The sequence below is a fragment of the Aquirufa originis genome (genome assembly GCF_042714495.1).
Classification (GTDB): Bacteria; Bacteroidota; Bacteroidia; order Cytophagales; family Spirosomataceae; genus Aquirufa; species Aquirufa originis.
Genome location: NZ_JBBKXY010000003.1, coordinates 263,304 through 278,604, shown reverse-complemented (window position 1 = coordinate 278,604; position 15,301 = coordinate 263,304). Strand labels below are relative to the sequence as shown.

The window sequence follows — 15,301 nt, the reverse complement described above, 5'->3', positions numbered from 1 at the left end:
CTCTTCTCTATACTCTATAATCTCTAATCTAATTTTAGTGTATCGCCCTCAAAAACTCCACCACCGACTTCTTAATATCTCTCACAGACGCATTACCTAGATTCGATAATACGGAGAAGGCAAGTGTCTTACCGTCTTTGGTGAGATAATAACCTGAAAGATCATAGGTATTTCCATAAGAACCTGACTTCGCCCATATCATCACGCCGGGATTCAGGTCTTGCACGTTACGCATCGTACCCGTTTTACTGGCCTCTGGCAACAGGGCATGTAAACGATCTGGAGCGACTTCTTTCGCTAATAATTCTAAGATGTGGATGAAATCTTTTGGCCTAATTAAATTATAACGCGATAAACCGGAGCCATCCACCCAGCGAATATCCTGTAAAAATTCATTGCCTGGCTCCTTTTTCAAGTTTTCGATTACCTGCGTGGGTTCCCAGCCTTTCTCTGCGGCAATCATCACCAATAACTGTTCCGCCACGGCATTGTCACTTTCGTGCAACATAGGGAGGTATAAACTGTCCATTTTGCCAGCATAGAAAATGCGGGCATCCGGATGTACCGCGAGCGGCATGGTCTCTACGGATTTATGTAGGGTATCCGTCAATAAAAAGGTCGTCATATCGGGTGAGGTAATGAATGGTACGTCTTGAGCACCATATTTTTCGGTTTGTAAGACTGGTAATTCAAACTGATTTTTCAAGCGGTTTCGACGTACTTCCAGCGTAGATCCTGTTTTAGCCACGGCCTCAAAGGCGTCTGGCAAAATCTTCCATCGCTTTTCAGAAGCCGAAAAATTCACCAAGTTCGCATACAATGGCATATCCGATATTTCTGCCGAATAGTGGTCATTGTAATCATCCCAAGCCCAGCCTGAACCCATCACAGGAATGGGTTTCAAAGGCGATCCGTACACTAAAACTTTCGAGGAAGCCGCAAGGAAATCGCGCAAGGCGGTGTTTTTGATGGAGGGATGCAGGTTAGAAATATCGCCGGTTCCCCAGAAAAAGAGGGTATCCTTTGTTTCCCGGTATTTAAAGGAAGGGATTTGACTGCCTAAAATTCTATTCGCCTCTAAAAAGGTCAACAGCTTCATGTTAGAGGCCGGCATGAAATATTGATCTGCATTCTTTTCGAATAATACCTTACCTGAAGAAAGGTCCTTAATCATGACGCCACTGGCCCGCTGAGCGAGGCTAGATTCAGTGAAGGCGATCTGTAAATGGGAGCTTTGGCAACCTGCTAAAGCGAATAGGAATAAAAAGGCGAGATTTTTCATAGGATAAAGGTAAAAGGTTTTCGTATTTTTGGGCTCATTTTACTAAAAGAATGCTCGTAGGCTTTGTCATTTTTTACCTTGCACTGAACCTGGCCGTAGGCTGGTGGGCTAGCAAAAAGGTGCATTCTACGCAGGATTTTGTGCTAGCGGGGCGCTCGTTGCCTTTTGCTTTAGCGACGATGGTGACTTTCGCGACCTGGTTTGGGTCTGAAACGATTTTAGGTGCGCCTAAGGAATTCGTGCATGGCGGGATTTTGGCGATTATTGAGGAACCTTTTGGGGCGGCGGTCGGCTTGTTTTTAGTGGGTGCCATTTATGCGCGAAAACTGTATCCCCTGCCGGTATTGACCTTTAGTGATTATTTCCGTTTGCGTTTTGGCGCCTTTTCAGAGAAGCTTTCGGCGATTATTATGATCCCGTCTTATTTCGGCTGGATTTCTGCTCAATTAGTGGCCTTAGGACTTACAATGCACCTTTTATTGCCTATCTCTGTGGAGATGGGAATCATCATAGGCGCCTTATTAGTGATGGCCTACACGCTTTTAGGAGGTATGTGGTCGATCTCGGTGACCGACTTTTTCCATAACATTATCTTAATTGCGGGGCTGTTATTTTTAGCCTATTTATTATGGGCCAAAGTCCCGGATTTCAACCAACTCGTCAACTCGCAACCGAAACATTTCTTCCGTGCCATTCCCGTGGAAAACACCTGGAAAGATTGGCTCGTCTATGGAGCTGCGTGGATTACGATTGGTTTTGGGTCTATTCCTCAGCAAGATATTTTTCAACGCGTGATGTCCGCGAAGAGTGAAAAAGTAGCCGCTAGAGCGAGTATTGCCGCCGGCGCCATGTACTTGACGGTTGCACTATTACCCTTATTGATTGCCTTTATAGCGGTTCGTTTATATCCAACACTTCTATCAGAAGATGATTTATTGATTCCTACCTTAGTGATGAAATTCACTCCTCGGGCGATGCAAGTCTTGTTTTTAGGAGCTCTACTTTCTGCCTTATTAAGTACGACTTCCGGTGCGATTTTAGCGCCAGCTTCCGTATTAGGGGAGAATATTTTGAAACCCTTGATGCGCCAGCCCTCGGATAAAACGGTGTTGCTATTTATCCGAGTTTCGGTGGTTTTAGTGACTTTGGCCTGTATTATTATGGCTATTGAACGCCAAAACATCTTCGAACTCGTAGGCGAAGCTTCCGCCTTCAGCCTCGTTTCCCTCTTTATTCCGTTGAATGCAGGACTTTGGTGGAAACGCACGACACCTTGGGGAAGTCACTTAAGTATGGTCTTGGGATTAGTGTTTTGGGCCTATTTCCACTTCATCAGCCCGTCTGAAATTCCAGCGGTGTGGTATGGACTTTTAGCGGGATTGATTGGTTTGCTGGCAGGAAATCAGATTAAAGCCAAATCTGCTTAAGCGTTCCCACGTATTGGCCTTTCTTTCCAGAATGAATGAAATCAAGAATAGCGTCATTCAAGGCAGGATAAATATTCAATTCAGCGATTTTATCTGCTGGCACCCAAACTAAATCGTTCGCTGTCGTTTCATCCGGATGCAATTGCGGAATTCCTCCCACGATATCTCCTTCAAAAACCAAGTGCGTACAAGCGGAGAAATCAGCCGTCGCATGCACTTGACCTACTGAAATTAATTCCCCCACTTCTACCTCGATACCTAGTTCCTCCTCACACTCGCGTGCTATACAAACCGGAAAAGTCTCGCCCGCATCGACGTTCCCTCCAGGCAAAGCGAATTTGCTGCCACCCGGATAATCATAGCGCAAAAAAAGCACGTGATTATTTTCGATGATGAGCGCAGCTGGTCTAATTCGCATGGGGTTGGAGTTTTTTGAAAGGTTAAATATACCATTAGATTTCCTAAATTGCAGGCAAAACGAACGTGTGAAATGCAAATAAGAGAAATTTGTCAGCAGATGGAAGCTTGGGCACCTTTGGCCTGGCAAGAATCCTATGATAACGCAGGCCTACTTGTAGGCGACAGCTCAGCAGAAGTGAAAGGCGTATTAATCAGCCTAGATTGCACTGAAGACGTAGTAGATGAAGCGATCCAGAAAGGGTGCAACCTGATCATCTCACACCATCCCATCGTATTCTCCGGCTTGAAGCGGATCACCGGCGCAACCTATGTGGAACGAACGATCATCAAAGCCATTCAACACAATATTGCCTTATACGCATCTCATACGAATTTAGACCACGCACCTAAAGGGGTTAGCTATCACCTAGCTTCGAAGTTAGGCATCACAGGACAAGTAATGAAACCGATGCGCGATGCCTTGAAAGCTTTACAGTATTATGTTCCCGTTTCGCATGAGTTCTCCGTACGGGAGGCTTTGCACGCCGCTGGAGCGGGAAATATTGGCGAATATTCTTCTTGCAGCTTCACGCAGGAGGGTTTAGGACGTTTTCAACCTTCCTCGGAGGCAAATCCGCATACGGGATCTGCTGGCGTTTTGTCTGAGGTGAACGAAGTGAAGGTGGAGATGATTTTTCCATCGCATCTTTCTGGTCAGATTTTGAGTGCACTCAAGACTGCCCATCCCTATGAGGAGGTTGCCTATTCTATTCTTTCGCTCGATAATTCGTGGCAGGAAGTGGGATCAGGCTATGTGGGTACTTTGGAAAAACCCTTGTTTCCTGAGGAGTTTATTGCTTTTGCCAAAAAACGTCTAGGCCTACAAACCCTCAAACACACGGCTTTACCATCAGGTCCCATTTCCAAAGTGGCTGTTTGTGGTGGTGCCGGAAGTTTCCTCATAAAAGAGGCCGTAAAACAAGGTTGTGACGCCTACATTACGGCTGATATTAAGTACCACGAATTTTTTGACGCAGAAAATCAATGTTTAATCATCGATGTGGGGCATTACGAGTCAGAAGTCATGATTATTGATGCAATACATGACTATTTATCAAAAAAAATTAGTAATTTTGCCGTTCTGAAAAGTGAGACCAATACCAATCCGGTACGTTTCACTTAAAACGAGAGAGGTTAGACAATTCAAATAAATTAGAATAATGGCTACAGTTACCGAAACAACGATTGCCCAAAAGTTAGAGGCCCTTTTAAAGCTTCAAACAATTGATACAAACTTAGATTCTATCCGCAAAGTTCGTGGTGATTTACCCGAAGAAGTTCGTGATTTAGAAGACGAGATCATGGGTTTAGAGACTCGTTTGGCTAAATTTCAACAAGACGTAGCTGATTTCGAAGAGCAAATCAGCAACTATAGAATCGCAAAGAAAAATTCTGATAACTTAATCATTAAGTACAAGGAACAACAAATGAATGTGCGCAATAACCGCGAATTCGATGCGATTTCTAAAGAAATTGAATTGCAAGGAATCGAAATGGAGATTGCTGACAAGCGTATCAAAGAAATCGACTTCAAAGTTTTGAACAAAAACGACGAAATCGCTTCTGTTGAATCGAATTTATTCGAGCGCAAGAAGGATTTAGAGATCAAACAAAATGAATTGCAAGTGATCATCGCTGAAAGCGAAGAAGATGAGCAAAAATCATTGAAAGATCGTGAGAAAGCAGTGAAAACGGTAGACGAGCGTCTTTTCAAATCATACACAAAATTACGCGATAACGCACGTAACGGCTTAGCGGTTGTTTTAGTGAAGCGTGGTGCGTGTGGCGGCTGTTTCAGCTCTGTTCCACCACAACGTCAAACAGACATCAAAGACAAGAAGAAAATCTTAGTTTGCGAGCATTGTGGACGTGTATTCGCCGGTGTAGAAGATGTGATCCCAGCACCAGAGAAAGAAAAGAAATCACGCGCTAAAGCTGCACCAAAAGCAGAAGCAGCTGCTGCTGAGTAATTTCAATAAAATACAATGGAAAAGCCCGCTAGAAATAGCGGGCTTTTTTTATTTCAAATGGACGGAAACTCCAATTTAAATTTCCACTTAACTGAAGTCAACTTAGTTTTAATCTGATTCAATTCTTCCATAATTGAATTAAATGAAGGGGGATTACTTTCATAGATCATCTCATCAACCATTTTGTTGTAATCTCCTTCCCATAAACGGCGTAAGTGGGATGGAGGAACCGGGTTTATTAAATGGGGATGATGCCTATTGTAATCCACTCCTCCTAAGCGATTATATTCATATCGATGTTTAACAATTTTAGCATACAACACAGGATCTCCAAGAGCAATATCTGCTATTCCAGCCTGATTTAATTTAACAATATCATATAAATGTCTACTCATTCTATTCACTCTAGATTTACCATCCGGCCTTTGGTATTCCTCTTGAAGCAAAAATACTTTTTCCAAGAACGTCCTGATAGGCTCCACGGTAGGTACCTGAATAAAAGGCATAGCAAAAGTCTGAGTAGGATAAAATTCGTCTACTAGTGATCCAAAAGTTCGCAAACTTGCCGGCTCCATCAATGATCTACAACCTAACTCGATTTGAATTCTTGGTTTAAGGTAATCAGTGGAAGAAATTATACTTGGATAGTAAATTTCGATAATACAAGGATCTTGATCACTCGAAATAAATGCTGGCACTAAAAAGTCAACACCAAGGAGTTCTTTTTGAACAAATTTAGCCTTCAACTCATTTAAAAAAAGACCAGAGGTAAAACGACTTGAAGCTTTACGTAATTCTGTTCTCTGATTTCTAGAAAGTACGCCTTCAAATCCAAAATAGGATTCAGAAATTGCCAGATCCACATCTTCTGAAAACCGCTCAATTAAATGCCATGCTTTACTTAATGATGTTCCTCCTTTGAACACGATAAACTTAGCCGCGTCTAATTCAAAAACACAAGATAAAGTTTGTACAACCCACCAATCTTTCTCAATAGCAAAGGGAGACAACCCTGTGGACACGGCTATTTGTTCATACACGCCTCGACGAGTTTCCTCAGCCTCCCCATTCCACCCTTGCATACTTTTTGTTTTTATAAAACTTTCCGCAAGATGGCTCTAATCCATTCTGGCGCTAATTTAATATCATGTTGTACATGAGTTACTTCTTCCTTACGCAAATGGTCAAGAATAATATTGATCTCATGATCAGTTACCTGATCCTTACCTATGTCTTTCAATGCCTGAATAACAAGACCACTTATTTTTCCTTTAGCTGCCAAATTTTTAGGAACTGATTTTTTAAATACAATCTTCCTCCGCCCTATTTCAATTTTTCGTGCAGCCCCATCTGTTAAATACACTACATTCATCGGAACTTGAGTAGATAATCCAAGTGCATTTAATGCCAAAGCACCTGTAGGCATAATCCTAGCCATATCTCTTCGACTGATTGCCAGCGCAATCTGTTCAGTAGTGGGCAGCAACTCCCCTAAAACAGGGCTAACATCCAAGCGTGCATAAATTCCACGTGCCACTCTACTTAGCTCGCCTTGGTTAACTAAGCGCTCTAAAGCTTTAGCAATTGCTTTAGCGGACCCAAATTCAACAAAGTCCTCCGTAAAAAAAAGAGTCCCCTTGGTAATCTTCTTAACTTTATCAAGTATCCGATATTCAAAACTCGTAGAATGCATAAATGAATTTATTTGTCGCAAAAATAGTAAATATTTGCGACAAAAAATAAAAAAACACTACCTTAAACTTAGGAGACAAAAGACTATAATCACTGAAGAAAATTACAACAAAGCATCAAAAAGGTTAATTGAAATATTCAATGCCATTCCCTAATCGAAAGAAGACAAGGAGCTAACTGAACTAATTGCTTTAATAAAAGCGTATGATGAAAAACAGTTTACTAATTAAAGAAATGAATTACTTCATAACAAAAAAGCCAGCTTCTCAGCTGGCTTTTTTCTATTTCAACATCCCTAACAGGGAACTCAATTTATCTTTCAAATCTTTGCGATCGACGATAAAGTCTAAGAAACCGTGCTCTTCGACGAATTCGGCGCTTTGGAATCCTTTAGGTAAATCCTTACCGATGGTTTCCTTGATAACGCGAGGACCAGCGAAACCGATTAAAGCACCGGGCTCTGCAATATTGAAGTCCCCAAGCATCGCGAATGAAGCTGTTACACCACCCGTTGTTGGGTTGGTCATTAGGGAGATATAAGGAATCTTAGCTTCTGCGAGGAGGGCGATTAACGAAGAGGTTTTGGCCATCTGCATTAAAGAGAAACCTGCCTCCATCATACGGGCACCACCAGAGCGAGAAATCATTAAGAATGGCTTTCCTGTCTCTAAGGAGTGGCGCATACCGCGGGTGATCTTCTCTCCCACCACGGATCCCATCGATCCACCGATGAAGTTAAAGTCCATCGCCGAAATGGTGATAGGCAATCCATTAATCTCACCGTAAGCTGTTCTAACCGCATCTTTCAAGCCCGTGTTGTATTCCGTAGCTTTAATACGATCGGTGTATTTTTTCGTGTCCGTGAACTCTAATGGGTCACCTGAACCCATCATCGGATCTAATTCTGTGTAAAGGGAATTGTCAAATAACAACTCAAAATAGTCTTGAGAACCAATTTTTTCGTGGTAATTACAACCAGAACAAGTGTAGGCAAACAGACGGTGTTCGCGCGTATGAATCGCTTTTTTGCAAGAAGGACATTGGTACCACAAACCATCCGGAGCATCTAATTTAGAAGCGGTGGGGGTGACAATTCCTTTTTCTTTTCTTGAAAACCAAGACATAGGGCTAATTTTGATGATTAAGTCTACAAAGATAAGTAAAAAGCTTTGCTAGGCCTTAGCGAACCACAATAATTCGCTTATTATATACATTTCTATTGGTGATAACTTGGACATAATAGGTTCCAGCAGGCAAGGTTGAAACATCGAATTGCTTCTCCAGCATCCCCCCTTTTACTTGAATACTTTCTTGCTGAATCCATTGACCTTGCGATCCCAAAATGCCTGTCACAACCTTTTCATCATTCGAACCTATAGCTAGACGTAAGTTTACCCAGCGCGAAGTAGGATTAGGCGCTACTTGCAATTCAGTCGAATATGACGTAGGTTCTGCTGCTAAAACCAAAGGTGGCGGTGGCGAAGCTACCGAACCTTGGATATTCAAATTATCAATCGCCCAGCCCCAGCCGTGTGCTCCTATGTCCGCATGTAAACGAAAGCGAAAGACCAGTTGGTCGCCGGCCTTAAATTTACCAGAGGAAAGCAAATCAATTTCTCGCTTTTTCACTAGGGTGGAAGTGCCTACTCCGGTTGAATTTCCGGCAGCATCAAAACCTACATTATAGGCATTTAACCAAGTAGTAGAGAAATTAGAATCCCAGCCATTGATGAGGTTATACCAATTTTTACCGGCGTCATTCGATGCCTGGACAATTACATAATCGTAGAAACTACGATTTACCGTACCGTCCGCATTTAAGAAGGATGCACCAGCATCTCCTGGCTCCACTAATACGACCTCATCGAAATAGATTTTAGCCGAATCTGCCCGCACCGTGATAGGCTTTAATAAAATCGCATCACTATTGGTAAACTTGTCTGAGCCACCTGCCCCATTATAGGATTCCTCAGATCCATCCGCATACGGGTGCGCACTGTGCAAACCGATACTTGAAAATCCGGAAGGCTGGGTAAAACTGAAGCCTTTCAAATAAAAATCTGTCGAAGGAGGGGTGTCAAAATTCTGCTTATAACTAGCCGCAGCTGCCTGCAATCCAATCACCACAAACTCGTAGGTTCCAGTTGCTGGCAGGGTGATAGTATTGGTGGTTTTGGCCTTATCCTTTACGATAATCCGGTATTTAATCACATCCCCTGCCTTCAATAAACCAGATGCAAAATCAAAACTATTCGTAAAACTAAAACTCAACCCAGCCACCTTAGTAAAGCCCTTGCGGATCGCGGCACCACTGTTAATGGAATATTCCATGTACACCGTGTCAATTCCGATGTTATCTGCGGCTAGCAAAGTAGGTAGCGGAACCGTGGTCTGCGATGTGAAAATGTATTTCAAAGGATTCGAATAAACGACCTCCGGTTTCGTAGTATCAGGCGCAATATTAAACTCAAAATAACTACCAAAACGAGTTCCTGAAATCACCGGAGCCTCTGCAGGCGTCACAAATTTCTTCCCGGATTTCTCCTCCGCATACCAGTAATACTTGATGTTTCTAGCCGTCGCACTTTTAGGCAAAGTATACGAATAAGTGTTACCCGTTTTTGCAAAAGTAGATACCGCATTAAATGTATTGGAATTAATGGCTAGGTATAATTTCAAAGAGGATTCTTCCCAAAGCGTATCTGAATACGCCTGCACCGAAAATACTTTATCTGTTGTCTGATCTTCTGTATCGTTATACTCTTCACCTATTAAATTCGATGAATACCAGCCAAAATCATTAAAAGCCGAAGTCACAATGGGCCCAATACTACGTGTTATCTCACCGCGCGCGATTTGGGGAGTCATCAACGCATTCGCGTCTCCTACTTTGTATTTCACCTGATCCACGTGGTAAATACTCGACCCATCGGAATAGGTAGACGGGGTATAAAGCTTCCCGGCGCTGCCATTATTTCGCAATACAGCTGGCGTAGACAAGTTAATTTTACCCGAAGTCAGCTGCGTGTAAAGCGCTGCCGACGGATTCTTAAAACTATTAGTATCCATTAACGCCACATTCGCGGCATTAATCATATACTGGTCAAAAATACCGGGATACGGATATCCTGCTTCACCCGTGTCCACAGAAACCTGACCGATGAACCCTAAACCGTGCCCCATCTCATGCAAAATCACAGAATACAAATCTATTTGATTGATAGTGGGCATACCATCTGTACCGATATACCAAGCCGTAAAATCGGAATTAAACGTCGCTAAGATATCTGCATTCGTACCGTTCAGATTTTTATGAGCCATCTTCTCTGCCAAAGCAATGGGATAAAAAGTATTCAATCGATTCGCCCCTACGAAATTTCGCACATTCATTGTTGCCCCCGCGCTCCCTAGGACATTCGTTGCTAAAGAAGCCCATTTCACATAGACATTAATGGGCACATCTGAAGAAAATACCGTAGACCAAGTCGCAGCAGCTTTCTCAAAAACTGCTTTCACATCCGCTGGAGGTACCGTTTCGTAGGTCAAAACGATGTTAGCTGTGGCCTTAGTTTGGGTGATTGCTTCTACTCTAATTGCAGCAGCCTGTGCTAGAATGGCGCGCATATTTTCCGTATACCCTTCCGGCAAATCACGCTTCAATCCCATATACTCAGGCGTATATTCTTTGATCATTTTACCCGGCACCATCTCCATTTTATAGCGCCCTTTTTGGGCAAAAGAGGCCGTAGAGATCAATAGAAACAAGAAGAATAGATTTTTCATAGGGCAGCTATTTGATCATATAAACCAATAAAATCAGGGGCAATCACTTGCGTATGGGCTAATTCCTGCGCGGTATGCGACGTGGTGATTCCTACCACACGCGCGCCAGCGGCTAATCCAGACGCAATGCCTTGAAGGGAATCCTCAATCACCCAGCAATCTTCTGGTGCGACACCCACTAGCGCCGCAGCTTTAAGATAAATTTCTGGATCTGGCTTCCCTTTCTTCACCTCAGCACCACCGATAATCGCATCAAATTGATCACGAATACCTAATCCATCCACAATAAAATCAATATTTCCGGGACCAGCAGAAGTTGCCAAAGCCGTTTTAATTCCTCTGGAACGTAGATCATTCAAGAACGTTAACAAGCCTTCAGCCGGCTTACGATGCTCGGCATAAAACGCTCGGTAAAGTAATTCTTTCTCCTCTTCCAGCACCTCTACCTCCGCGCGAGTCATCTCTTTTTGATAAAACCATTCAAAGGTATCCTTCGAATTCATCCCGTTTAACTCTTTGTAAAACACCTCCTTCGTCAATGGAATGCCATTGCGTTCGCAAAAAAGCAACCAAGCTTCCACGTGATACGGTAGGTTATCTACGATCACGCCATCCATATCGAATAAAACAGCTTTAAAAGACATATGATGGATTTAGTACGAGCCCGTCGTAGGCTAGGTAAACGTTAGGGGGTAATTCTTTTTGTACCTCGGCGTGCAAACCCATTTGGTGACTAACATGAGTAATATACGCCTGTTTCGGCTTTAAATCCGCGATTAATTCAAGGGCTTCTGCTAGCGTAAAATGGGACACGTGTGTTGTTTTACGTAAGGCATTGATGACTAACACATCCAGATTACGTAGTTTATCTTGCTCCTCAGGGGCGATGGAATTCGCATCCGTCACATAGGCAAAATTTCCAAACCGAAAACCCAATACATCTAAGTAATAATGTTTCACGAAGATGGGCTGAATGTCGATCCCTTGCACCGTGAAGGGCTGTCCATCTATCTCATAGACATCGATTTCCGGCACTCCAGGGTATTTATTATCGCCAAAAGCATAGGCAAACTCCCGCTTCAACTGCTCAATAACCTGAGCGCGGGCATACAAAGGAATCGAAGATTGCTGATGGAAATTAAATCCCCGCACATCGTCCATTCCAGCCGTATGATCTTTATGTTCGTGAGTGTAAAGTACGGCATCCAAACGCTTAATTCCAGCTCTAAGAACCTGCTGGCGAAAATCTGGACCCGTATCGATAATGAAACTCTTCCCTCCTATTTCGATGTGCACCGAAACACGGAGCCGCTTATCTCGCTCATCTGTAGACTGACAAACCGTGCAGTCACAAGCGATCATCGGAATCCCCTGCGAAGTTCCCGTTCCTAAAAACGTCACTTTAGAAGGGGACATAGCTTTATTCCGTTAAGGCTTTCACCTGAGAAACCAAAGAATCGAAGTTCAAAGGCTTTGCTAAGAAATCATTGAATCCAGCTGCTTTAAATTCATCCATCGAATAATTACGCGCGTTTCCAGTGATTGCGATCATTGGGATTGCCGCTTTCTTCTTATCTGCTAATGCACGAACTGCACGAGCGCAATCCATACCGTCCATAACAGGCATATTGATATCTAATAAGATAATATCGAATTCAGCCTTCGCTAATTCGTCTAACACTTGTTGTCCGTTTTTTACTGCGTGGATTTCGAAGTTTTGAAATTCTAAAATCTTCTTCGCTAGATTTTGGATTACTGAGCTATCTTCCGCTATCAATACCTTTTTCATATATTCTTTATTTATCATCAATTGCGAGTAAAAATAGCCAAAGGAATGTGGATTTCAAACGAATTTTGGCAATAAAAAAAGCGGCCCATGACTGAGCCGCTTTTTTATCGAGATCTTGATTTTATTTCAAGTAGAAAGATACGGATGATTTATCCCAATCTAACGTCACCTGGCCTGCAGCCGTGATTCCGATCGCGAATTGCTCCGTGTGTGCATGCTCGCTTACGCGTGCCTTTACACGTAAAACGTCATTCGCCTCTTTGTACGTATAAGCACCCCACATTTTAGCCTCTTTGTTAAAGATAATCGTCCACTCTGTTTCGCCTGGGATAGACAATAAAGAATAAACTCCTTTCGCTAAGGTCTTGCCTTGAACCGTTATGTCATTGGAGATTTCGATCGTAGTCGCTTCGTTCGCGCCTGTTCTCCAAACTTCACCATAAGGAACTAAAGCTTTCGCTTCTTTCGTACCAAAAACCAAACGACCTTTCACCGAAGGTTGTGCATATTTAATCATCACTTCTGTGTTACCTACTTTTTGAGAGGCAACCGCTGCTGGTGATGGAGCCGCTTTCTGTGCTAAAACACCGAAAGAAACTAAACAAGACAATAGTAATAAGAACTTCTTCATAGTATGTTTTTTATTTTGATTACAAATTAAGCCAATAATTCAATTTCAACACCAAAGCACGGTTGCGAATTTGCATAATTTCCGGAAAATAATTGTCCGTGTAGACTAAGAACAAATCCGAGGCGGGTTTGTAACGCCATTGTAAACGCGCATTTAGATTGATATTTTTCGTCTGCTGATTCAGCTGAAAGAAGGTGGCGAAGAACAATTTATTCGAGAACGTAATGTCGATTTTAGGGCGAATGATCCAGAAATTAGAGGAAACTTTCTTCGCTGACACCACATCCGTACCTGGAATGGCCACATCCACAATGTCATTATAATCAACAGCCACTGAGAAACTACCATAGGGCTGGAAGCGATACCCAATATCCGCTGTAATTCCCGTGCGCCATCCTTGGCCATAATACCCCCCAAAACGGGACGATAAAGTATACGTAAACAACTTAATCGGAGAAGAACTATAACGCGCATTTAACGCATACCAGCTATGTTCCGTACCTTTTTTCAAGGCCGTATTCCCCATTCTGGTGGCATCGAAATCATATAATAATTTCACATAATCATACGATAAATAACTCCCAAAAGTAGAGCGATCCTTCATCGTTCCTTCATAAGCCACATACGAGGTATTATCTGTAAAGGTGCCTTGGTTATTCCAATAGCTCATGGTCATCGCTGAAAGCGTTGTATAAAACACGTTCGTAGACTTATTTTTTGGGTAAAAATTCTTCGCAGCATCTAGCTGTGTTTGTACATAGTTTACTCGCGGAACATAGCCCGTTTCTGGGTTGTAATTTTCACCTACCCAGGATTCCTTCACTGAAAATGTCCAGTCGTTGTCTTTATAGGCCAAAGAGGCCGCTTGGGAAAAACTCTGATCCTTCTGCAGAGGACTGATCGTATTCGCATAAAAGACCGAACCCGTCCAAAAATTGTCCGCTGAGGCTAAATTATATTCTACTCCTACATCACGGTTAAAGGGCTGAAAACCATTCGACCGCTGCAAATCGGTATCAATAAACGATTGTTTATTCACCATATAGGCTCCAAAGTTTGAGCGCGCAAATACCTTGCGTTGCAAAGCCACCATTGAATAGTTTTGGGTAGGCACCCCTTTCGCATCAATTCTTTCTGACTGCACATTCAAAGCCCCAATACGCCAATCCTGATTTAACTTTCCACTTAAACGAGCGCCATAAGTGATGGGCGTTTGCTCGTAAATTCCCGTCTTCGAATTCAAGGCTAAACCGATTCTGCGCGAAAAGAAAGGGCGAATATTATCTGTTCCAAAACCATCAAAAAGATCCGAGTTCTCAATAAAAAACTGCCGTTTCTCCGGATAAAATAATTCAAAACGATCCAGATTCGTCTGTTGCCTATCCACATCCACCTGCGAGAAATCCGGATTCAAGGTCATGTCCAAGTTCAATCCGGAATTAATCGCCACCTTGATATCGCCCCCTATTTGGTTGCGCATCGACGTGGGATCTTTTGTTTCGTAATTTGCTGTTACCCCTGATAAGACATAGGGAATCAGGGAGATGTTCTTTTTAGGGGTAGGTGGAGGTGTGTCCCAAACCAATACCCCAGCATAGGCTAAGGAAGCCGTAGGAAATTGCCGAGGGACAGGAGCCCAGGCGGATTTTTCTTTGGCCTTTAGATCATAACGAGAAAAATTAATCCCCCAGCGACTTACGTTACCCTTATAACGAATCGACTTAAATGGAATCGCCGCCTCGAAAATCCAAGAATCTCGCTTATAAGTCGTCGCTGATTCCCATTTATTATCCCAGTTCAGGTTTACCTTCGATCCTTCGGACATTTGGCCATCCCACTGAGCACCGGCTGCATTCGCCCCAAAGGCAAAACCCGTCGTCTTATCTTCAAATGTATCGATGAAGACTAAAAAATTATCATTCACCCCAAAGCCAAAATCGCGCTTCATCGACTCTACCACAAAAGCACCTGGCTCTTTCAAGAAGCATTCCGCGGAAATATAGATATATTTATCGTCATAGGTCATCTTCACATCCGTCCGCACCTGCGCGCACAGGGAATCGAAAGGATTACACATCATAAAATCACTGACCGCCGCGGATTGAAACCAGGCATTCTCGTCTAATACTCCGTCTATTTTAATAGCTCCCGTATTTTTTTTGATGTGCATTTGGAAGTTTTCGTTCTTCTTTTGGGCGAAGAGCGATGTGGTAAATAGGACAAAAAAGAGCCAGACGTATTTTTTCATTCCTGCAATTTAGCCAAAAT

At 42.9% G+C, this 15,301-nt stretch carries 14 protein-coding genes; 3 read left to right on the top strand and 11 right to left on the bottom strand.

Annotated elements, in window-relative coordinates:
* Positions 1-34: 34 nt before the first annotated feature.
* On the bottom strand, positions 35-1,282 hold the full coding sequence (locus tag SKC35_RS09575; RefSeq protein ID WP_377979163.1) for a D-alanyl-D-alanine carboxypeptidase: 1,248 nt from the start codon (positions 1,280-1,282) through the stop codon (positions 35-37).
* A 50-nt stretch (positions 1,283-1,332) separates the two neighbouring features.
* Here SKC35_RS09575 and SKC35_RS09570 point away from each other — a divergent pair, with 50 nt between their 5' ends.
* Positions 1,333-2,709, top strand: coding sequence for a high affinity choline transporter 1 (locus SKC35_RS09570; RefSeq protein WP_377979162.1), 1,377 nt, complete (start codon positions 1,333-1,335; stop codon positions 2,707-2,709).
* Here the strand turns inward: SKC35_RS09570 and SKC35_RS09565 are convergent.
* Entirely contained in the window at positions 2,690-3,127 is a 438-nt protein-coding gene (locus tag SKC35_RS09565) for an NUDIX domain-containing protein (protein WP_130894993.1), read from the bottom strand. The genes SKC35_RS09570 and SKC35_RS09565 overlap by 20 nt on opposite strands.
* A gap of 72 nt (positions 3,128-3,199) precedes the next feature.
* Here SKC35_RS09565 and SKC35_RS09560 point away from each other — a divergent pair, with 72 nt between their 5' ends.
* The gene (locus SKC35_RS09560; RefSeq protein ID WP_377979161.1) at positions 3,200-4,291 is read left to right on the top strand and encodes a Nif3-like dinuclear metal center hexameric protein; all 1,092 of its coding nucleotides are present in this window, start codon (positions 3,200-3,202) and stop codon (positions 4,289-4,291) included.
* A 37-nt stretch (positions 4,292-4,328) separates the two neighbouring features.
* Positions 4,329-5,138, top strand: a complete 810-nt coding sequence (locus tag SKC35_RS09555; RefSeq protein WP_130894991.1) for a zinc ribbon domain-containing protein — start codon at positions 4,329-4,331, stop codon at positions 5,136-5,138.
* 53 nt (positions 5,139-5,191) lie between these two features.
* Here SKC35_RS09555 and SKC35_RS09550 read toward each other — a convergent pair whose 3' ends face one another.
* From SKC35_RS09550 to SKC35_RS09510, 9 genes are all read right to left on the bottom strand, one after another.
* Entirely contained in the window at positions 5,192-6,220 is a 1,029-nt protein-coding gene (locus SKC35_RS09550; protein WP_377979160.1) for a nucleotidyl transferase AbiEii/AbiGii toxin family protein, read from the bottom strand.
* A gap of 11 nt (positions 6,221-6,231) precedes the next feature.
* Positions 6,232-6,831: a DUF6088 family protein gene (locus SKC35_RS09545; RefSeq protein WP_377979159.1), complete on the bottom strand. Its 600-nt coding sequence runs from the start codon at positions 6,829-6,831 to the stop codon at positions 6,232-6,234.
* A 280-nt stretch (positions 6,832-7,111) separates the two neighbouring features.
* A complete protein-coding gene (accD, locus tag SKC35_RS09540) occupies positions 7,112-7,954 on the bottom strand; it encodes an acetyl-CoA carboxylase, carboxyltransferase subunit beta (RefSeq protein WP_130894989.1) in 843 nt (280 codons plus the stop codon).
* Between the two features lie 55 nt (positions 7,955-8,009).
* On the bottom strand, positions 8,010-10,613 hold the full coding sequence (locus SKC35_RS09535) for a T9SS type A sorting domain-containing protein (RefSeq protein WP_377979158.1): 2,604 nt from the start codon (positions 10,611-10,613) through the stop codon (positions 8,010-8,012).
* The gene (locus tag SKC35_RS09530) at positions 10,610-11,257 is read right to left on the bottom strand and encodes an HAD family hydrolase (protein ID WP_377979157.1); all 648 of its coding nucleotides are present in this window, start codon (positions 11,255-11,257) and stop codon (positions 10,610-10,612) included. Before SKC35_RS09530 ends, SKC35_RS09535 begins: the two co-directional genes overlap by 4 nt.
* Entirely contained in the window at positions 11,247-12,029 is a 783-nt protein-coding gene (locus SKC35_RS09525) for an MBL fold metallo-hydrolase (protein WP_377979156.1), read from the bottom strand. The genes SKC35_RS09530 and SKC35_RS09525 overlap by 11 nt, the downstream gene beginning before the upstream one ends.
* 4 nt (positions 12,030-12,033) lie before the next feature.
* Entirely contained in the window at positions 12,034-12,402 is a 369-nt protein-coding gene (locus tag SKC35_RS09520; RefSeq protein ID WP_377979155.1) for a response regulator, read from the bottom strand.
* A 121-nt stretch (positions 12,403-12,523) separates the two neighbouring features.
* On the bottom strand, positions 12,524-13,033 hold the full coding sequence (locus SKC35_RS09515) for a DUF2911 domain-containing protein (RefSeq protein ID WP_377979154.1): 510 nt from the start codon (positions 13,031-13,033) through the stop codon (positions 12,524-12,526).
* Positions 13,034-13,052: 19 nt separating this feature from the next.
* Positions 13,053-15,281, bottom strand: coding sequence for a DUF5916 domain-containing protein (locus SKC35_RS09510; RefSeq protein WP_377979153.1), 2,229 nt, complete (start codon positions 15,279-15,281; stop codon positions 13,053-13,055).
* Between the last annotated feature and the right edge of the window lie 20 nt (positions 15,282-15,301).